The following is an 18,606-nucleotide window of genomic DNA, read 5'->3' as shown; positions in this document are numbered from 1 at the left end:
CTGCCCGAGACTCGACGGAGGAGCAGATGCAGGAATTCGGTAATTGGCGGCATATGAAAAGCGCTCCCAAGGATGGCAGCCGCATTCTTGTGACAATCCGTCCCGTTGAGCAGGGAGCCGCCGACGTCGATGTCGCCTATTGGGCGAAGGCCGATCAATTTGGGATCGAGGGTTGGCGCGCTGTCGACTCTTCGCCGGGCTGCATCATTGGCTATGCCGACCCCGAGCTAAAGTGCTGGATGCCGCTGCCAACCGCCAATCTGGGTTCGATGCGACCCGATCCTTGGGAAGGCGAAGACGAAGAACAATTGGACGGTTCGGGCATATAACTGCCGACATCTTGCCAACGGAACCATTCTGTATAATCTGGTCCTACCAGATGTTTGCGGTATGGGAGGAGATACTGGCTGTGACTACGATTCCGTTTGACAGTGTGCGTGCTGACCGTCTGATGGGCGAGGCGGGAATTGACCTCCTGCTCACCACGTCCAAGCATAATGTGCAGTATCTGCTCGGCGGGTATCGTTTTATTTTCTTCGTTGCAATGGATGCGATCGGCCACAGCCGCTATCTGCCATTCGTTATTTATGAGCGCGGGACTCCCGAACATGCGGGCTATGTTGGCAATCGCATGGAAGGTTCAGAACACGCGGTGAATCCGTTCTGGACGCCAAGCGTTCACGCAGCCGCATGGGGGGCGACTGACGCTGCGCGGCTCGCAGTCGAGCATGTCAGGAAAATTGGCAAGGCCAATGCGCGCATCGGCATCGAGCCATCATTCCTGCCGCTCGATGCGTATCAGGTGCTGGTCGATGGCTTGCCCGACGCCGTGTTTGTGGACGCCACCGGCATGCTGGAGCGCCTGCGCGCGATCAAGTCGCCCGCCGAGTTGGAAAAGCTGCGCAAGGCTTCGGAACTCATCACGGATTCCATGCTCGCGACGTTCAACGCTCAGCCGGAAGGCGCGACGAAGGCCGACATCGTCGAGACTTTGCGTCGCGAGGAAACCAATCGCGGTTTGCATTTTGACTATTGCCTGATCGCTGCCGGTTCCAGCCATAACCGTGCAGTGTCGGCGCAGACTTGGGGCAGGGGCGAAGTGCTGTCCATCGATTCCGGCGGCAATTATCACGGATATATCGGTGACCTTTGCCGCATGGGCATTCGTGGCGAGCCGGACGCCGAGTTGCAGGATCTGCTGGCGCAGATCGATGGGGTGCAGCAGGCAGCTTTTCGGCTCTGTAAACCCGGCACGCTGGGCGGCGATATGATCGCGGGTGCCGAAGCCGTTTTGAAAGAATCGGCGGTTGCGAATTACACCGACTTCTTCGCGCATGGCATGGGTTTGATAAGCCACGAAGTGCCGTTCCTCATGACCGATCACCCGGTGACATATGAGGGCGTTGACGCGGCGCATCCGCTGGAATCGGGCATGGTGATTTCGGTTGAAACGACCATGCTTCATCCAACGCGAGGCTTCATCAAGCTGGAAGACACGGTCGCAATCACCGACACCGGCTATGAGATGTACGGTGATCGCGGCCGCGGCTGGAACGTGGTCGAGTAAGTTATCGCTGCCCCTCACTCTTACCCTCTCCCCGTAAGAACAGGGTAAGGGTAAGGGGCGGCGCTTAGCTCTCAGCTTCCCGCCGGGATCAGCCTGAAGTCCGGCAGATCGCGAAGGCCCTTCTCCGGTCCGGCTGGCGAGTAGACCACGAACAACTGCATGGGCGTGCTGCCAGTGTTCAGCGTCGAATGGAATCGACTGTCGGGAACGAAGATCGTGCAACCCGGACCCACGTCGCGCGTAACCGGATTGCCGTCGTCGTCTTCCACCATTTGCTGCCCATTGCCGGAGATCACGAAAATGATTTCTTCCGATCCGGGGTGGTTGTGACGGGAGTGTCCCTGGCCCTGCGGCAGGTCCACCACGCCGGCAGAAAACTGGTTCGCTCCGTTCACTTCCGGTCCCACCGTCAGCGACAGCTTTCCCCAGTCAAATCCGAATGCGCTGACGTCCTTGGGGTAAAGAAACATCTTGTCTGGTGTGGGCATTTCAATCTCCGCTCAAAACTGAATTGATTTGAATTTTCTGGTCTGTTCGGCGAGTGCAGTTTCGACGGGCAGGCGCTCCATCGAACTGGCGCCATAAAAACCGTGGCAGTTCTTGGCGTTCTTGAGGATGAAGTCCGCATCGTTCGGCATGGCGATCGGTCCGCCATGGCAGAGCACGATCACATCCTTGCGTACCTTGCGCGCCGCCTCGGCAATTGCGTCAATCTCACCGACGCAAGATTGCAGCGTCTTGGCGCTGGTTGCTCCAATTGAGCCGCCCGTTGTCACGCCCATATGGGCGACGATGATGTCGGCCCCGGCCTTGGTCATCGCAGTCGCCTCATCCGGGTTGAACACGTAGGGCGTGGTGAGCAGGTCCAGCGCGTGAGCCTGCGAGATCATGTCCACCTCAAGGCCGTAGCCCATGCCGGTTTCCTCGAAGCTCTGGCGCATGACACCATCGAACAGGCCGATGGTGGGGAAGTTCTGCACGCCGGAGAAGCCCATATCCTTCAGTTCCGCGAGAAAGCGGGGCATCAGGATAAACGGGTCTGTGCCGTTGACGCCGGCAAGCACGGGCGTGTGCTTCACGACCGGCAACACCTCAACCGCCATTTCCTTGACGATTTCATTGGCGTTGCCATAGGCCAGAAGCCCTGCAGCAGAGCCGCGTCCGGCCATGCGGTAGCGGCCTGAATTGTAGATGATAATCAGGTCGATGCCGCCTGCTTCTTCGCCCTTCGCGGACAGGCCGGTGCCTGCGCCGCCACCCACAACCGGGATGCGTCGGGCAACCATGTCATTAAACTTTTCAAGAATTTTCTTGCGCGGAATGGAGGGCATTTTTGGCCTCAGCGGTTGGCGATTTCTTCGAATGCGGCGACAGCCGCGCTGGCGAATTCAGGATCGTTGATGTGCAGCGGAAGGCGGATCAGCTTGCGCCGCGCTGTCTGCTTCAGCGCAGATTCGATAGTGTTGAAAAGGGCCGTGTCCGCTCCATGATCGAAGAAGGTACCGCCCTCGATGTCGATTGCCGAAATGCCCTTTTCGGGAATGAGAAAGCGGACCTCGCCCTCACAGCGGTTCAGCCGTTCCGCGATCCATTCGCCGATGCGAACGCATTCCTCCGGCGTCGTGCGCATCAGCGTGACGTTGGGGTTATGTTCGTAGAAGAGCCGGCCCTTGTAGCGATTTGGAATGGTCTCCGGTGCCCAGAAGTTCACCATGTCCAGGGCACCGACCGATCCGACGTAAGGCAGTTTGGTGCGCGCAACTGCGCCGAAGCGATCATCCGTTGCGGGCAACACGCCGCCCATAAGCAGGTCGCAAACCTCAGTCGTCGTGATGTCGATGATGCCTGCCAGCAGCCCGCTATCGGCCAGCTTTTCCATGGAGCGCCCGCCAGTGCCGGTGGCGTGGAACACCATGCAATCATAGCGGTTGCGCAATTGCTCGCTGATGGCCATCACACATGGCGTCGTGACGCCGAACATGGTTAGCCCGATTGCAGGCTTACCGCCTTCTTCCGTCGCAGGGCTTAGAGCCATGCCGGCAATAGCCTGCGCCGCGTTGTGCAATATGGTTCTGCTCAGGCGATTCAGGCCTGCGAAATCCGTCACCGACGGCATCATGATGATGTCGGAAACATCGACATAAGGCGCGACGTCGCCGGATGCGAGTGTCGAGATCATCAGCTTCGGCAGGCCGAGCGGCAGCGTACGCATGCCGGCGGTGATGATCGACGTTCCACCGCCGCCGCCAATGCCCACAATGCCGGCAATATCGTTGCGCGTCGCGACGAAAGCCGAAAACGCCGCGCCCATCGCTGTAACGGCTGTGCCTCGGTCATCCGTGCCCAGCACTGCTGCCGCGCCGTTCGGATGGTGAGACGCAATGATGTCAGCTGCAATATCGACATCGACGGTTGGCGCTCGCGTTCCCACATCGACGCGCATGACAGGAACGCCTGCGTCGGCGATGCGCTGCGCCAGCCACGCCAATTCTTCTCCCTTCGTGTCGGCCGTGCCGACCACGTAAACGCGTTTCATGGGCAGTCCTCCCTGTTGCTCGCGCTCCGCTGGCGGCAACCGTCTCCGCAACAATGCCGATTGCAAAATTGTGAGACGTGAGTATCATATTGATATGGAAGTCTCACGTCAATCAAGTGAAATGACAGTCACCGCTGCGCGTGGTCCGCGCGCCCGCACGCGGCGACTGATACTGCAAACCGCGATGCAACTTATGCAACAGGGGCAGACCCCATCGGTGAGCGAAGTTGCGGAGGCGGCGGGCGTTTCCCGAGCAACGGCCTATCGCTATTTTCCCAGCCAAGCTGCTCTTGTGCAGGCTGTGGTCGATGAGGGACTTGGACCTATCCTTGACTGGAAGTCGCGCTCGACCAATGCGGAACGGCGGATGGCGGATTTGCTCGACCTGTCCATGCCACGAATCGATGAATTTGAGGCCACTTTCAAAGCCGCACTGCGCTTGTCTTTGGAACAGTGGGCAAAACGTCAGGCCGGCACGTTGGGCGAGGAACCGCAGTTCACGCGTGGGCATAGAATTGATCTTTTGCGCTCGGCCATCGCTCCCTTGTCCGGGCGCTTATCAAAGCGTCGGTTTGATCGACTCGCACAGGCCTTATCCCTGGTGTTTGGGGTTGAGGTGCTTGTCGTGTTGAAGGATATTTGGGGCTTGGATGTGCAGGAGGCACTGTCCGTAAGCCGCTGGGCGGCTTCCGCCCTGATCCAAGCGGCAGAAGGGGAGGCAAACACCTAATCCTAATGACTATCTGGTTGGACCAGATTATCGCGCGTATGCGTGAATTCTCGAAATCGTCTTGACGACATGTCGGATTTGGTACTACCAGTTTGATGAGAAGGCGGTTCGCGATCTGAGGAGTTCAGCGAATCGAGGCCGCGGAGGGCCTAAGGCAAGATAAGCGTTTCCAGCATTGCTGTCGCACTACCGGAAGAGGCCGGCTTGAGGCGGCAACTCAGCGCGCGCGAAAGGGAGGAACCATCATGCGCAAGAGACTAACCGGCATACTGGCCGGCATCGGACTATCGCTCGCCTGCACGACATCAGTGTTTGCGCAGGAACTGACTATTTTCTGGGCCGAGTGGGATCCTGCAAACTATCTTCAGGAACTCGCCAACGAGTATGAAAAAGAAACCGGCGTAAAGGTTACGGTGGAAACAACGCCGTGGTCGGACTTCCAGACAAAGGCATTCACCGAATTTAACGCCAAAGGTTCCGCCTACGACCTTATCGTGGGTGACTCGCAATGGCTCGGTGCGGCTTCGGAAGCGGGTCACTATGTCGATCTCACCGACTTCGTGAAAGAGAACAAGGTTCTCGAAACAATGGCGCCCGCCACGGTCAAGTTCTATGCCGAATACCCCGGCAATAGCGGCAAGTATTGGTCGATCCCAGCCGAAGGCGATGCGGTTGGCTGGTCCTATCGTAAGGATTGGTTCGAAGATCCCAAGGAGAAGGAAGCGTTCAAAGCCAAGTACGGCTATGAACTCGACGCTCCCAAGACCTGGAAAGAACTGCGCGACATTTCCGAATTTTTCCATCGTCCGGATGAGAAGCGCTATGGCGTAGCAATCTACACCGATAACTCATACGACGCGATGGCGATGGGTTTTGAGAACGCGCTGTTCTCCTACGGTGGCGATCTTGGCAATCCCGAGACGTATCAGGTCGAAGGATACATCAATTCAGATAAAGCCGTTGCAGCGCTTGATGCCTATAAGGAACTGTACAAGTTCACGCCTCCGGGCTGGGCCAAGACCTTCTTCGTTGAAGATAACCAGGCCATCACCGAAGGTCTGGCGGCGATGAGCATGAACTACTTTGCCTTCTTCCCGGCACTGCTCAACGAATCGACCAATCCACATGCGAAGAATACTGGGTTCTTTGCAAATCCTGCAGGTCCGGGCGGCGATCAGTACGCAGCGCTTGGCGGGCAGGGCATCTCGATTGTGTCCTATTCCGAGAACAAGGAAGAGGCGTTCAAGTTCCTGAAATGGTTCATCAAGGACGAGACGCAGAAGCGCTGGGCCGAGCTCGGTGGCTATACCTGCAACAAGGCTGTTCTGGAGTCTGAAGCTTTCCAGAAGGCAACGCCTTACAACAAGGCGTTCTACGACACCATGTTCAAGGTGAAAGACTTCTGGGCTGTTCCGGAATACGCAGAGCTGCTTACCCAGCTTAACCAGCGTGTTTATCCGGCAATTGTCGGTGGCGAAGGCACCTCGAAAGAAACGCTTGACGCCCTTGCAAAGGACTGGACGGAAACGTTCAAGAAGTATGGCCGTCTGAAGTAGCTATAGTTCGCGGGAGGGGTCGGGCTTTCCGACCCCTTCTTTTTCTTAACTGCCGGCTTACGATTGCCGCATCCGAGGAGACTTGCAGTGGCTACGGCAGTCATGACGTCGCTTGACCCAAAATCGCGCGCCGCCGCTCGCGGCATGAGCGATATTGCAATCCGAAATCTCTTCATCGTCCCGACGATCGTCTTTCTGATCGTCTTTAACGTGTTTCCCCTGATCTACTCGCTGGGATACTCGTTTACAGATTTTCGGGCTTCCACAAATTCACCTGCCAATTTTGTCGGGTTGCAGAACTATCGTGCGCTTCTGAACGATCCATTCATCTGGAACAATTTCGCGATCACTGCGAAATACGTGATTGTTTCAGTTGTCGGCCAGGTGCTGGTGGGTTTCGGAACTGCCATGCTGCTTAACCGAACAATTCCGTTCAAGGGGTTGCTCACCACGCTTTTGCTGTTGCCCATGATGCTATCGATGGCGGTGGTCGGCCTGTTCTGGAAGCTGCTCTACGATCCTTCCTTCGGCATCATCAATTATGCGCTCGGATTGGGTACATTTGAATGGCTGGCCAATCCCCGGATGGCGCTCTACGCGGTTGCAATCACTGACATCTGGATGTGGTCGCCCTTCGTGATGCTGCTTTCGCTCGCGGGCCTTTCAGCGGTGCCGAAACATCTCTACGAGGCAGCGGCGATTGATCGGGCAGGTCCGTTCTACACCTTCTTTCGCATCACGCTGCCGCTGGTCGCGCCGATCCTGATGATTGCAATCATCTTCCGCACGATGGAGGCGTTCAAAACATTCGATCTGGCCTATGTTTTGACAAGCCAGCCGACGACCGAGCTGATCTCCATCCGGCTTTACAAAATGGCGTTTCAGGAATGGCAGACCGGCATGTCCTGCGCCTTCGCTTACATCGTGCTGCTCATGGTGCTGGCTATCACCAATATCTATGTCAAATACCTGAACAAGGTGAAGGAACGCTGAGATGGCTGCCGTCACCACCTCTACAGAACGCTCGCTCAACAGGCTCGCAATTGTGGGTGTGTTGATCGTCACCATGATCTTCCTCGCGCCGATCTACTGGATTGCATCTACGGCCTTCAAACCGCGCAATCTGTCCACCACGATCCCGCCGACAGTGGTGTTCACGCCGGAAGTTTCGCCTTTCGTGAAGCTGTTCACCAAGCGCTCGCAACTTCGCACTCCGCCCACGCCGGAAGAATATGCTGCTGCTCCGTGGTGGGAGCGCATGGTGTTCGACGGCGGCGAAAAGGTAGTGCGCGATGGCAAGGGCAATGTTCAATGGTCGGGCTATCCCAGCCGCTTCATGAACTCGCTGATCGTTGCGATCGTGTCCACCATTCTGGCGGTGGGCATGGGCACGCTGACGGCCTATGGCTTCTCGCGCTTCAAGGTTAAGGGGGAGGGCGATTTGCTCTTCTTCATTCTATCGACGCGCATGCTGCCGCCTGTCGTCGTCGCAATTCCCATGTTCCTTATGTACCGCGCGGTAGGGCTGAACGATACGCATCTTGGCCTCATCATTCTCTATACGGCTTTCAACCTGTCCTTCTCGGTCTGGCTGATGAAGGGTTTTATGGATGAAATCCCGAAAGAATATGAGGAAGCCGCGCTCGTTGACGGTTACACGCGCATGCAGGCCTTCTTCAAGGTCGTGCTGCCGGAGGCCGCAACAGGAATCGCCGCCACAGCAGTGTTCTGCTTCATCACGGCATGGAACGAGTATGCGTTCGCGCTTATCATGACCAACCGTCGCGCACAGACCGCGCCACCCTTCATCCCAAGCCAGGTGGGCTCCGGTCTGCCGGACTGGACAGTCATCGCCGCAGGTACACTGCTGTTCCTGTTGCCGGTGGCAATCTTCACCTTCCTGTTGCGCAACCATCTTCTGCGCGGCGTTACATTCGGAGCGATCCGCAAATGATCCGTGCCGACAAGCTTCAGAACATTTCGGAGGTCGTGATGGTGCTTGGCATCATCGCACTCTGCCAACCGTGGAACCTGTTCCTGCATCGCTATGGCCTGACTATCATCATTATCGGCCTTGTCACCTTCATGTTGACCAACTGGTTTGGTGGCGAGAAGGCGGCTGTCGTACCGGATGATGACGAAGGCTCCGGCCATTCGGGGGAGGCGGTTCAATGACCAGCATCGAACTCCGGGACGTCCAGAAGTTTTTCGGCGCGGTTCAGGTCATCAAGGACATGAACCTGAAAATCGCGGATGGTGAGTTTATCGTTTTGCTTGGCCAGTCGGGTTGCGGCAAGACGACGACGCTTCGCGCCATTGCCGGTCTCGAAACCATCGATAGAGGCGATATTCTGATCGACGGTCAGCCGGTTCAAAACCTCAAATGCTCCGACCGTGACATCGCGATGGTGTTCCAGTCGTTCTCGCTCTACCCGCACATGACGGTGTTCGAGAACATCGCCTTTCCGCTTCGTGCTACCCGCATGAGCAAGGCTGATACCGACAATCGCGTGCGTGAAATCGCGAAGGTGCTGCGTATCAACGATCTGTTGGACAAGCGGCCCTCGGCGCTTTCCGGCGGCGACATGCAGCGCGTTGCAATCGGCCGTGCACTGGTGCGTCGTCCCAAAGCCATGCTGATGGACGAGCCAATCGGCGCGCTGGATGCCAAGCTTCGCGAGGAAATGCGTGCGGAGATCAAGCGTCTGCACGTCAAGCAGGGATCGACGACCATCTACGTGACGCATGATCAGATCGAGGCGATGAGCCTCGCGGATCGCATCGTCATCATGCATGAGGGACGCTTGCAGCAGGTCGGCAGCCCGACCGAAGTTTATGCGCGCCCTTCAAACCTGTTCGTCGCGCAGTTTGTCGGCAGCCCGGTCATGAACATCGCGCCTGCCGAAGTGAAATCCTCTAAGGATAGCGCGGAAGTCGGTCTTGGGGGCGGCCAGAATTTCGGCTTTCCGTCTGCACTCATCTCTCAACTGGATGCAGCGCGGAGCCGCAGCGGGCAACTTGCGCTCGGTATTCGCCCGGAAGGTGTGCTTGTTTCGCGCGAAGAGAAGAAGGGCTACCTGCCGGTGGAGATTCATCTCATAGAGCCGCTTGGGTCATATGACATTGTGGACCTGAAGGTGGGAGAGCAGCTTTTGCGCGCGCGCACCCGCAGCGGCTATGTCGAGCGAACCGGCGACAAGGTCTACGCACGGATCGACCCGGAACAGACGCATTTCTTTGATACAGCCAGCGGCAACAGTCTCGGCGTACGGTTGTGATTTTCAGGGCGCGGATGAACTGACATGGCACATATCGAACTCAGGAATATCACCAAGACGTTCGGCGGCCATACGGCGCTGAAGAAGCTCAATCTCGAAATTGAAGACGGGCAGTTTTTTGTGCTGCTTGGCGAAACAGGTGCCGGCAAGACAACCACGCTGCGTCTGATTGCGGGCTTGGAAAAGCCGACCTCCGGGCAGATTCTGATCGATGGCGTCGATGTGGGCGATTGGGGTGCCGCAGAGCGCGATGTCGCGCTCGTGCTTCAGCAATATTCGCTATACCCTCGCTATACCGTACGCGAAAATCTGGAATTTCCGCTGAAGTCGAAAATTCGCCGCGTGCCGGATGATGAGATCAAGGAGCGCGTTGGGCGGGCGGCCAAAACGCTGCGCATCGAGCATTTGCTGGAGCGCAAGACGGACCGTCTCTCCGGTGGCGAAATGCAGCGCGTTTCGATTGGCCGTGCAATTGTCCGCAAGCCGCGCGTGTTCCTGATGGATGAGCCGCTGTCTGCGCTCGATGCCAAGTTGCGCGAGTCGCTGCGCACGGAGTTGAAAGATCTGCAACGCCGCCTGGGCGCAACTTTTCTGTTCGTGACGCATGACCAGATCGAGGCCATGTCGATGGGCGACCGCGTTGGCGTCCTCAATCACGGCCATCTCGTGCAGACCGGAACACCGAAGGAAATCTACGACAATCCGCGCGATACTTTCGTTGCCAGCTTTGTCGGTTCACCGCCCATGAATTTGATCAAGGGTTCCCTGGTGGGCGGTCGGGCGGTTATTTCAGCCAAGACCTTCGAGTTGCCCTATGAGGGGCTGGCCACATCAGGGGCCGACAATCGCCCGCTCACATTCGGCATTCGCCCGGAAGATGTGGTTCTTGAATCTGGCGCGCCGGTTGCGGCCAAGGTGCATGACGTGGAAAATCATGGCGTTGAGAAGATCGTCACTCTGCGGATCGACGACACCATGTTGCGTGCCACCGTTCCGGCTTCGACGGATGTCGAGATCGAACAGGATGTTCGCTTTGCGTGGAACCCGCGCAAGGTCGCACTGTTCGACCGCAACAGCGGTGTCAGCTTGCGTCACGCCGGATAGCTATTTCTGCGGGAAGCGCTGCCGATAGTGCTCGACAACATCGGGGTTGCGTAAATTGTGGGGCAGGTCGCCCCGCAAAATGCTCACGGCCTCTTCTGCCGCTCCCACACCCATGCGCATCATGGACTCGTCCGTGATGCCTGCCATATGTGGGGTGATGATCACATTTGGAAATCCGAAATAAGGACTTTCCGGCGGCAATGGCTGCTCGGCAAAAACGTCCAGGGCCGCGCCTCCAATACGCCCTTCGCGCAGCGCTGCGAGCAAGGCGTCATCCACGATTACCGGTCCGCGCGAAACATTCACAATCAGTGCGCCGGGTTTCATCAAGCCGATACGCCGCGCGTCGATCAGGCCTCGCGTTTCTGGCGTAAGCGGACAGCAAAGCACGACAATATCGGCGCGCGTAATCAGCTCATCCAGAGCTAGAAACTCAACACCCGGTGCAGGCTTTGGGCTGCGATTATGTGCAATCACATTCATGCCGAAGCCATTGCGCGCCATCTCGGCCAGCGCAGCGCCCACATTGCCGAATCCCACAATGCCCAAGGTTCGCCCGCCAATGTCGTGGCCGTCATTGGAGTGCTCGCGACCGGCCAGCCAGCCCTTGCTGCGCAGATCGGAATCCACGATGCGGAAGCGCCGCAACAGCATCATGCTCATCATCAGCACGTGCTCGGCAACAGTCCGCGCATTCGCGCCCGGCACGTTTGCGATTAGCACGCCTGCGCGGGTGGCTTCCTCAAAGGGGATCATGTCTATCCCGGCGCCATGCCGGATTGCAGCGCGCAGCTTCGGCGCATCGTCAAACAGTACAGGGGGTAACGGAGCGCGCACGATGATGACGTCGGCCTTGCGCCCTTCCTCGATCAGCACTTCGTCTATGAGCGCGGACGCGATGACGAGGTTGCCTGCGCTGCGAAGTATATCCTCGGCGCGCGGATGGAGCTTGTGCGTCGAATAGATCGTGGCGCTCATGCTGTCAGCTTCTTTCGAGTTGCGGGTGCGCCCAATCCGGCCTGCCGCTCGCAATCAGGCCCTTCCAATAGCTCTCCGCACCCTGAAGGTGCGCGCTCATCAAGGCCTGCGCGAGATTGCCATCCCGCCGCAACAGCGCGCCGAATATCTGCAGATGCTCTCGATGCGATTGCCGCCCGCGCTCTGGATCATCGAAATAGATCGGCAGACGCTGCTCGCCCAACACGTAATAGACACTGCAAACGCGATGAAAGACGCTGTTCTGCGTGGCGCGAACGATTTCCAGATGAAACTCGCGGTCCTGCCGTGACAGCCCCTCGCCGCGTGCCAGACAGTTTTCCGACTCGCGCAATATTTCGCGCAGCCGTTCGAAATTCTCTTCCGTTGCGCGAGTGCATGCGAGTTCAGCGGCCTTGATCTCATGAATCTTGCGCAGTTCCACCGTCTCGTAGATCTGGATCGGGTCAAGAGGTACGCCCGCCTTGGCAAACAAGGCCAAAGCCTCGACGCTCGCCTCTCTCGTCGTCAGGTAAATGCCGGATTTCGCCCTGCGTTCCACAATGCGCATGGCTTCCAAAATAGCGAGCGCCTCGCGGATCTGCCCGCGGCTCACTGTAAAATGGTCTGCAAGTTCTCTTTCTGATGGCGTGCGGCCGTTCTCCTTGTCCGAGTGGGAGAACAGGTAGGCTGCCAAGTCGGCCAGAAGATTTTTTTCTTTTGTCATCCGGTGTGTATGTGCGCCGCTAAAAATTCCTCATCAATGGTAAAGCCCAAGCCGGGTTCGTCCGGAATTGCAACCGTGCCATTCTGTGCGTCCACTGATTCCTTTATCAGGTTGTGTATCATCGGGTTGGCGCCAAGCGAATATTCGATAATGAAACTGGATGGCGCTGCTGCGCATATGTGTAAACCGGCGAAGAAGCACGGCGCGCCGGCCCAAAGATGCGGCGCAAACCGCAAATTAAACGCGCTGGCCAGTGCCGCGATCTTCATCGCTTCGCTTATGCCTCCGCAGAAGGCTGGGTCCGGCTGGAAAATATCCGCTGCCCGCAATGTCGCAAGATCGCGGAATGCGAAACGTGTCGCCTCGCTTTCGCCGGCCGAGATTGGCACCGAGCCGAAGGCGCGCACCTCCGCCATACCAACCTTGTCATCGGCGATCACCGGCTCCTCGAACCATGCAAGGTCGCAGTCTTCGATCATGCGGACGAAGCGCTTTGCCTCAGCTACCGTATAGGTGCCATGCGCATCGACTGCGATTTCTACGTCAGGACCAAGCGCCTTGCGCGCAGCCCGCACGCGTGCAGCGGAAACGTGCGCCGCGCCGTCCATGGCGCCCACGCGCATCTTCACGGTGCGAAAGCCGCCCTTGTCGATATAGGATTGGAGTTGTCCGCCAATCTTGTCGGCGCTTTCCCAGCCGCCCGAAGCATAGGCGGGCAGCCTGTCTGCCTTGCGCCCGCCAAGCAACTGCCACACCGGCACGCCAAGCGATTTTCCGGCAATATCCCAAAGCGCTATATCAACGGCGCTGATTGCGGCCACGCTCAGGCCGCGCCGCGAGAGTTCAGGCATGGCATGACCACCGGTCGCCGCTTTCTGGTGACGCACGCCGTTGTAGAGCAGTTCCCAAATGCCGGAAATGTCGCGTGCGTCCCGCCCGATGAGCTTTGGCCCGACCTCGTCATTCAGCATGTGAACGAGTGCGCTATAGGTTCCCGCGCTGCCCGCTGCGTTTTTGCCTTCGCCCCAGCCAACGATGCCGTTGTCCGTTTCGATACGCAAAATAGCGGCATCGAAGGTCGTCAGCTGACCGAAGTCGCTTTTGTGCTGACGACTGGTTTCGATGGGTATGCGAACCCACCACGCCTGCAGTTTGGCAATCCGCATCCCATCGGTCTCCAAAGTTCACCGGCCTCGCTCCGTCACAACGGCGGAGCGTTAAATGCTCACTTGATCAGCGGCAGGATCGTTTCCGCCGTGATGCGCATCTGGTCGGTGTAGAACTTCTCGGTAAGCACGCTGGAGCCGTGATCCTGAATGAATTTGAGCTGTTCGGGCGAAATATCGACCGGGTTGCGCTCCACCATTTCCGGATAGCGGTTTGCGGGAGTACGATCGACGGGCGCAACAAACTCGTTCGTCAGCGCGCCGTCATAACCAATATCTCTCAAAATCCCGATGATCTTCTTCCAGTCGATCGTACCCAGGCCCGCAGCGAAACGATTGTTGTCCGCGACATGGAAGTCAAACAGTCGCTTGCCTGCCTTGCGAATGGCTTCTTCGACGTCGAACTCTTCCATGTGGATATGATACGCATCAAGACACACGCCGCATTCGGGGCTTACAGCATCCGCCAATGCCAGCGCCTGTTCGCCGCGATTGAAAAGATAGGTTTCGAAGCGGTTCAGCGGCTCAATGGCAATCCTCACACCAACTTTTTTCGCGTGGGTGAAGCATTCGCGTGTGGCGTCTACCACCCACTTCCATTCTTCTTCCTCGGTTCCGTCTGGAACCACTTTGCCAACGGTCGCTGGAACAAGCGTGATGATCTCGCCATCCAGTTCCGAAATCATCGTTAGAACGTCCTTCACATACTGGACGGACCGTTCGCGCTGTCCCTGATCCTTGGCCGCTAGGTTTCGGTCGCCAAGCATCAACGTCACCGCACCCCAGCAACGAATGCCGTGTTCCTTCAACGAGGCGCGCGTTTCCTTGGTCTTGTACTGTTCCGGCTCGCCCGAAATCTCGATGCTTTCGTAGCCGAACTTCTTGATGCGGCGCAGCGTCGTATCCAGTGGCTCGGCGCGCATCCAGTTGTGAGTCGAAAGATGCATTGATCGTCCTTTCCTCTAATCCGGCTTCGTTTTTTTGACGCAGCGCGTCAATCTCCGCCCAAACAATCGCCAGAGATAATCTGGTTCGACCAATTTGGCTCTTATGAATTTCTAACGGAATTCAGAATTCGCTGCAAGCATGTTAGGAATTACTCGTCGAAAAATCATAAATTATAATTATTTCAGTATGTTATTTGATTTTTGAAGATCAAAACGGGTGCGTGATTTAACCTTTCGCCATTATCGATGACTGGTAAGACCAAAGAGGTTTTGATAACTGAATAGGGAGGCCGTGTCCGGCTACGCAACGCCGACTTAGACGCGAGAGCTTGTGCCGCTGAAACCGAGGAAGTCTAGCGCAGGCGGCGCAGGAATTTCTCGCGGTATGTGTCGACGATTACAGCAAGAATGATAACGGCGCCGATGATGATGGGTTTGTAGTTGTCACCGACGCCGAGCAGTTGCAGCCCCGTGGCGAGCACCTGCAGGATGCACGCGCCGGCCAGTGTGCCGATGATAGAGCCTTTGCCGCCATTAAGGCTGGCGCCGCCGATGATGACCGCGGCGATTGCGTTAAGTTCGTAACCAATGCCCGCGATCGGGCTGCCGATGTTTAGCCTGAGTAGATATACGATTGCGGCTATGCCGGCGGTGAGCCCGCAAATCGTGAAGGCGGCAATCTTGTAGGCGTCGGGATTATGCCCCGAGAGGCGCACGGCTTCGTCATTCGCGCCGACCGCGAAGATCATGCGGCCGAACACGGTGAACCGCAGGATGAACCAGCCGATCAGGATGACCAGCAGCGCGACGAGGAAGATCGACGGCATGATGCCGCCCAGGATCAGGTTTCCGAAATCGACGAATTCCTGCGGCAGGCCGGTTATCGTCGAATTGTTACTCAAAACGCGCGCCGCGCCCGACGCGATATTGAGCATGCCAAGCGTGACGATGAAGGAGGGCACATTCCAGTAGGTCGAGACCTTGCCGTTCACGAAACCGCAAACGGCTCCCGTTGCGGCGCAACCGAGAACCGCGAGCGGAATGGACAAGGAAGACTCCATTCCCGAAGTCATGATCAGTGCGCCAACCACTGTGCACAGCGCCATGACCGAACCGACTGAGAGATCAATACCACCGGTGAGGATGACGAAGGTCATGCCCGCTGCCAGCACGGTATTGATCGCGATCTGCACCAGGATTTTCAGGATGTTGCCTGACGTCGCAAAATAAGGAGCGGTGAAGGCGAAGACCAACGTGATCAGAAGCAGCGCCAGAAACACGCCCGCGTCGCGCAACAGGAGACGCGCCAGCTTCGCCTTGTCGTCTGACCCCGTCGGCGCAGGGGCGGGAGGTGGCGAAGACGTGTCTGACATCAGCGGACATGCTCCTGATAGGCGAGCGACAGGATGCGCTCTTGGTCGAATTCGGACCGTGGCAGCTCACCCACCAGCGCGCCGTTGGAAAACACGACGATGCGATGACACATGCCGATCAATTCTGACAGGTCGGACGAGACCATCACGATAGCTTTCTGCTCGGCAGCGAGCATCCACAGCAACTGGTAGATTTCGCGCCGCGCGCCCACGTCGACACCCCGCGTCGGCTCGTCCAGTAGCAGCGTGGAGGAACCACGGAACAGCCACTTCGCCAGCACAACCTTCTGCTGGTTGCCGCCGGAAAGGTTGCGCACCGGCGTTTCGATGGAGGATGTCTTGACGTGAAGCTGGCGCACCAACTCGGTTACTGCGGCCTTCTCCTCACCTCGGTCGAGCAACCCGACATGGGAGATTTTCCTCAAGTCGGAGATGGTTACGTTGAGGTCGACCGGCATGTCCAGCAGCAGGCCCTGGCTCTTGCGATCCTCCGTCAGAAAACCGATGCCGTCGCGCACCGCATCGCGTGGCGAGTTGATAGCGACAGCGTGGCCATTGATATCGATCTCGCCCGCAAACTTCGGATCGGCGCCGAAGATGGCGCGCATGACCTCTGTGCGACCGGAGCCGACAAGCCCGGCGACGCCGAGGATTTCGCCATGACGCACCGAGAACGAGACAGGCGCGAAGTTCGGCCCGCGCTTAAGGCCTTTCACGTCCAGCGCCACGTCGCCAAGCGGTATGGACGCGTCGAAGCCGTATTCGTCGGTGATATCTCGCCCGATCATCATCCGCACGAGATCCTGCACTGTGTGTCCAGCCAGCGGCTGCGTCGCTACCAGCCTGCCATTGCGAAGAACGGTAACACGGTCGCCAATCTCGAACACCTCGTGAAGGCGATGGGAGATGTAGATGATTGTGACGCCGCGCGCCTTGAGCCGCTTGATGATCGAAAAGAGGCGCGCGATCTCTGGCGGCGTCAGTGTCGCGGTGGGCTCGTCGAGCACGAGCAGCGTGCTCTCGTAGCCCAGCGCCTTGGCGATCTCGACCAACTGCATCTGCGCGACGCCAAGCTCTTCGACCCTGGTTCGTGCATCGACATCGAGTCCGACTTCCGCAAGCAACGCTTCCGCGCGGTCGTTCAGCGCTTTCTGGTCCACAATACCGAAGCGCCGCGGCAGATGCTCCAGCATCAGATTTTCTGCAATCGACAGGTACGGGAGCAGATTGAGTTCCTGGTGCACAATCCGGATGCCCTGCACCTGGGCATCGTGCGGGCTCTTGGGGCGATAGGGCTTGCCTTGGAAAAAGATCTCGCCGGTATCTGGCTGATAGATGCCCGCCAGGAGCTTGATCAGCGTAGATTTGCCCGCGCCGTTTTCGCCAAGCAGGATATGTGTCTCGCCACGAAGAAGATCGAGCGTTATCCCGCTTAAAGCTACAACGCCGGGAAAGGTCTTGCCGACATTTTCGAGTCTCAGGACGATGCCGGCAGACGCCATGCCACATTCCCGCGCTATTATGGATTGCCGGACGGATTGCCGTCAGAAAGCCGGCGCCGAGCGCCGGCTCTCACAGTTCCAAGTTCAGAGATCCTTGGCGGTGATCATCTTGATTTCAGTCTTGACCCAACCGGAATATTTCTCGCCCGCGAGTTCCTTCAGGCCGTAGTCGATGCCCATGGCCGCCATCTGCGCGCCAAACTGGTCGATGGTGGCAAGCATTTTGCCGTCCTTGATCAGCGGCTGAACGGCGGGGATATTGTCAAAGCCGACGACCTTGATCTGACCCGCCTTGCCGGCGGCGTCGAGCGCTTTCACCACGCCGAGCGCCATTGAGTCGTTGGCCGCCATGACACCCTGAATGTCCTGGTATTGGGTCAGGAAATTGGTCATTAGCGTGTTGGCTTCCTCGGTCTCCCAATGGGCCGTCTTGGAGTCGAGAAGTGTCAGCCCGCCGGAAGCGACCGCGTCATCGAAGCCTTTCTTGCGCTCCTTTGCGTTGTCGGCTTCCGGATTGCCTTCGAGGATGACGACCTTACCGCCTTTGCCGAGTTCCTTGGCCAGAGCCTCGCCAACCATCTTCGCGCCTTCGCGATTGTCAGGCCCGAAGAAAGCGAGGTCGATGCCGGCCTGTTTCTTGGCTTCCTCGTCCAGGGCAACGTCGATATTGATGACCTTGATGCCAGCGTCCAGCGCCTTCTTAACGGGAGTGACCATTGCTTTGGAATCCGCAGGCGCAAGCACGATCACGTTGAATTGCTGCGTGATGAAATTCTCGACCGCGTCAACCTGTGCGGCGAAATCGCGCTCATCCTTCATGCCAACGGCCGCGAAAGAGAATTTGTCGGTGTTCTTGGCGGCGTATTCCTCTGCGCCAGCCTGCATCTGCTTGAAGAACTCGTTGGCGAGCGACTTCATGACGAGGCCGACCTTTGGTTTGTCGGCCGCGAAGGACGGCGTAAACGGTAGCAACAACGTACCGGCTGCGGCAGCGCTGACCGACAGAAATTGGCGGCGCGAAAAGGGGCTCATGCCAGCAAGTGGCGACTTCAGTGTTGATTTCCACTCAGAAGTGAGCCGGGTTTTCCATCGAGAAGTGAGCCACCTCTGATTATGGATTTCGAGTCATGCTGGGGTCAATACGG

General features: G+C 57.8%; 19 protein-coding genes. 9 read left to right on the top strand and 10 right to left on the bottom strand.

Annotation, left to right across the window (positions count from 1 at the left end; genetic code table 11):
• The first annotated feature begins 26 nt into the window (after positions 1-26).
• Positions 27-329 carry a hypothetical protein gene (locus DY251_RS13640; RefSeq protein WP_116624470.1) on the top strand — a complete coding sequence of 101 codons (303 nt, stop codon included), beginning with the start codon at positions 27-29 and terminating at the stop codon, positions 327-329.
• 50 nt (positions 330-379) lie between these two features.
• The gene (locus DY251_RS13635) at positions 380-1,567 is read left to right on the top strand and encodes a M24 family metallopeptidase (RefSeq protein WP_116624469.1); all 1,188 of its coding nucleotides are present in this window, start codon (positions 380-382) and stop codon (positions 1,565-1,567) included.
• 71 nt (positions 1,568-1,638) lie between these two features.
• Here DY251_RS13635 and DY251_RS13630 read toward each other — a convergent pair whose 3' ends face one another.
• From DY251_RS13630 to DY251_RS13620, 3 genes are read right to left on the bottom strand one after another with little or no spacing between them, the layout of a single operon-like run.
• Positions 1,639-2,055, bottom strand: a complete 417-nt coding sequence (locus DY251_RS13630; protein ID WP_116624468.1) for a cupin domain-containing protein — start codon at positions 2,053-2,055, stop codon at positions 1,639-1,641.
• A 12-nt stretch (positions 2,056-2,067) separates the two neighbouring features.
• On the bottom strand, positions 2,068-2,898 hold the full coding sequence (locus tag DY251_RS13625) for a phosphoenolpyruvate hydrolase family protein (RefSeq protein ID WP_116624467.1): 831 nt from the start codon (positions 2,896-2,898) through the stop codon (positions 2,068-2,070).
• 8 nt (positions 2,899-2,906) lie between these two features.
• On the bottom strand, positions 2,907-4,103 hold the full coding sequence (locus DY251_RS13620) for a Tm-1-like ATP-binding domain-containing protein (protein WP_116624595.1): 1,197 nt from the start codon (positions 4,101-4,103) through the stop codon (positions 2,907-2,909).
• A gap of 94 nt (positions 4,104-4,197) precedes the next feature.
• Between DY251_RS13620 and DY251_RS13615 the strand changes: the two genes are divergently transcribed.
• The 7 genes from DY251_RS13615 to DY251_RS13585 all read left to right on the top strand — a co-directional run bounded on the left by DY251_RS13615 (position 4,198) and on the right by DY251_RS13585 (position 10,771).
• Positions 4,198-4,833, top strand: coding sequence for a TetR/AcrR family transcriptional regulator (locus tag DY251_RS13615; RefSeq protein ID WP_116624466.1), 636 nt, complete (start codon positions 4,198-4,200; stop codon positions 4,831-4,833).
• 245 nt (positions 4,834-5,078) lie between these two features.
• On the top strand, positions 5,079-6,389 hold the full coding sequence (locus DY251_RS13610; protein ID WP_116624465.1) for an ABC transporter substrate-binding protein: 1,311 nt from the start codon (positions 5,079-5,081) through the stop codon (positions 6,387-6,389).
• 87 nt (positions 6,390-6,476) lie between these two features.
• Positions 6,477-7,382: a carbohydrate ABC transporter permease gene (locus tag DY251_RS13605; RefSeq protein ID WP_116624464.1), complete on the top strand. Its 906-nt coding sequence runs from the start codon at positions 6,477-6,479 to the stop codon at positions 7,380-7,382.
• Between the two features lies 1 nt (position 7,383).
• Entirely contained in the window at positions 7,384-8,343 is a 960-nt protein-coding gene (locus tag DY251_RS13600) for a carbohydrate ABC transporter permease (RefSeq protein WP_116624463.1), read from the top strand.
• Positions 8,340-8,564 (top strand): hypothetical protein, encoded by a 225-nt coding sequence (locus DY251_RS13595; protein WP_116624462.1) that lies wholly within the window; start codon positions 8,340-8,342, stop codon positions 8,562-8,564. The genes DY251_RS13600 and DY251_RS13595 overlap by 4 nt, the downstream gene beginning before the upstream one ends.
• Positions 8,561-9,667: an ABC transporter ATP-binding protein gene (locus tag DY251_RS13590; protein ID WP_116624461.1), complete on the top strand. Its 1,107-nt coding sequence runs from the start codon at positions 8,561-8,563 to the stop codon at positions 9,665-9,667. Before DY251_RS13595 ends, DY251_RS13590 begins: the two co-directional genes overlap by 4 nt.
• 24 nt (positions 9,668-9,691) lie before the next feature.
• Positions 9,692-10,771: an ABC transporter ATP-binding protein gene (locus DY251_RS13585; RefSeq protein ID WP_116624460.1), complete on the top strand. Its 1,080-nt coding sequence runs from the start codon at positions 9,692-9,694 to the stop codon at positions 10,769-10,771.
• Here DY251_RS13585 and DY251_RS13580 read toward each other — a convergent pair whose 3' ends face one another.
• From DY251_RS13580 to DY251_RS13550, 7 genes are all read right to left on the bottom strand, one after another.
• Positions 10,772-11,749 carry a hydroxyacid dehydrogenase gene (locus DY251_RS13580; RefSeq protein WP_116624459.1) on the bottom strand — a complete coding sequence of 326 codons (978 nt, stop codon included), beginning with the start codon at positions 11,747-11,749 and terminating at the stop codon, positions 10,772-10,774.
• A gap of 4 nt (positions 11,750-11,753) precedes the next feature.
• A complete protein-coding gene (locus tag DY251_RS13575; protein ID WP_116624458.1) occupies positions 11,754-12,473 on the bottom strand; it encodes a FadR/GntR family transcriptional regulator in 720 nt (239 codons plus the stop codon).
• Entirely contained in the window at positions 12,470-13,639 is a 1,170-nt protein-coding gene (locus DY251_RS13570) for a mandelate racemase/muconate lactonizing enzyme family protein (protein WP_116624457.1), read from the bottom strand. The genes DY251_RS13575 and DY251_RS13570 overlap by 4 nt, the downstream gene beginning before the upstream one ends.
• Before the next feature lie 59 nt (positions 13,640-13,698).
• Positions 13,699-14,586 (bottom strand): sugar phosphate isomerase/epimerase family protein, encoded by an 888-nt coding sequence (locus tag DY251_RS13565; RefSeq protein ID WP_116624456.1) that lies wholly within the window; start codon positions 14,584-14,586, stop codon positions 13,699-13,701.
• 353 nt (positions 14,587-14,939) lie between these two features.
• Complete coding sequence (locus DY251_RS13560) at positions 14,940-15,959, bottom strand: ABC transporter permease (RefSeq protein ID WP_116624455.1); 1,020 nt, start codon at positions 15,957-15,959, stop codon at positions 14,940-14,942.
• Complete coding sequence (locus DY251_RS13555) at positions 15,959-17,461, bottom strand: sugar ABC transporter ATP-binding protein (RefSeq protein ID WP_116624454.1); 1,503 nt, start codon at positions 17,459-17,461, stop codon at positions 15,959-15,961. The genes DY251_RS13560 and DY251_RS13555 overlap by 1 nt, the downstream gene beginning before the upstream one ends.
• Before the next feature lie 84 nt (positions 17,462-17,545).
• Positions 17,546-18,493, bottom strand: a complete 948-nt coding sequence (locus DY251_RS13550) for a sugar ABC transporter substrate-binding protein (RefSeq protein WP_116624453.1) — start codon at positions 18,491-18,493, stop codon at positions 17,546-17,548.
• Positions 18,494-18,606 lie beyond the last annotated feature (113 nt).

It is taken from the genome of Mesorhizobium denitrificans, from assembly GCF_003403035.1.
Lineage (GTDB): Bacteria > Pseudomonadota > Alphaproteobacteria > Rhizobiales > Rhizobiaceae > Mesorhizobium_G > Mesorhizobium_G denitrificans.
The sequence above is the reverse complement of the archived record's forward strand: the minus strand, read 5'-3'. Positions and strand labels throughout refer to the sequence as shown.

Coding starts and splice junctions, on each gene's coding strand:
- DY251_RS13640 (WP_116624470.1), top strand. CDS start 27: ATGCAGGAATTCGGTAATTGGCGGCATATGAAAAGCGCTCCCAAGGAT.
- DY251_RS13635 (WP_116624469.1), top strand. CDS start 380: ATGTTTGCGGTATGGGAGGAGATACTGGCTGTGACTACGATTCCGTTT.
- DY251_RS13630 (WP_116624468.1), bottom strand. CDS start 2,055: ATGCCCACACCAGACAAGATGTTTCTTTACCCCAAGGACGTCAGCGCA.
- DY251_RS13625 (WP_116624467.1), bottom strand. CDS start 2,898: ATGCCCTCCATTCCGCGCAAGAAAATTCTTGAAAAGTTTAATGACATG.
- DY251_RS13620 (WP_116624595.1), bottom strand. CDS start 4,103: ATGAAACGCGTTTACGTGGTCGGCACGGCCGACACGAAGGGAGAAGAA.
- DY251_RS13615 (WP_116624466.1), top strand. CDS start 4,198: ATGGAAGTCTCACGTCAATCAAGTGAAATGACAGTCACCGCTGCGCGT.
- DY251_RS13610 (WP_116624465.1), top strand. CDS start 5,079: ATGCGCAAGAGACTAACCGGCATACTGGCCGGCATCGGACTATCGCTC.
- DY251_RS13600 (WP_116624463.1), top strand. CDS start 7,384: ATGGCTGCCGTCACCACCTCTACAGAACGCTCGCTCAACAGGCTCGCA.
- DY251_RS13595 (WP_116624462.1), top strand. CDS start 8,340: ATGATCCGTGCCGACAAGCTTCAGAACATTTCGGAGGTCGTGATGGTG.
- DY251_RS13590 (WP_116624461.1), top strand. CDS start 8,561: ATGACCAGCATCGAACTCCGGGACGTCCAGAAGTTTTTCGGCGCGGTT.
- DY251_RS13585 (WP_116624460.1), top strand. CDS start 9,692: ATGGCACATATCGAACTCAGGAATATCACCAAGACGTTCGGCGGCCAT.
- DY251_RS13580 (WP_116624459.1), bottom strand. CDS start 11,749: ATGAGCGCCACGATCTATTCGACGCACAAGCTCCATCCGCGCGCCGAG.
- DY251_RS13575 (WP_116624458.1), bottom strand. CDS start 12,473: ATGACAAAAGAAAAAAATCTTCTGGCCGACTTGGCAGCCTACCTGTTC.
- DY251_RS13570 (WP_116624457.1), bottom strand. CDS start 13,639: ATGCGGATTGCCAAACTGCAGGCGTGGTGGGTTCGCATACCCATCGAA.
- DY251_RS13565 (WP_116624456.1), bottom strand. CDS start 14,586: ATGCATCTTTCGACTCACAACTGGATGCGCGCCGAGCCACTGGATACG.
- DY251_RS13560 (WP_116624455.1), bottom strand. CDS start 15,959: ATGTCAGACACGTCTTCGCCACCTCCCGCCCCTGCGCCGACGGGGTCA.
- DY251_RS13555 (WP_116624454.1), bottom strand. CDS start 17,461: ATGGCGTCTGCCGGCATCGTCCTGAGACTCGAAAATGTCGGCAAGACC.
- DY251_RS13550 (WP_116624453.1), bottom strand. CDS start 18,493: ATGAGCCCCTTTTCGCGCCGCCAATTTCTGTCGGTCAGCGCTGCCGCA.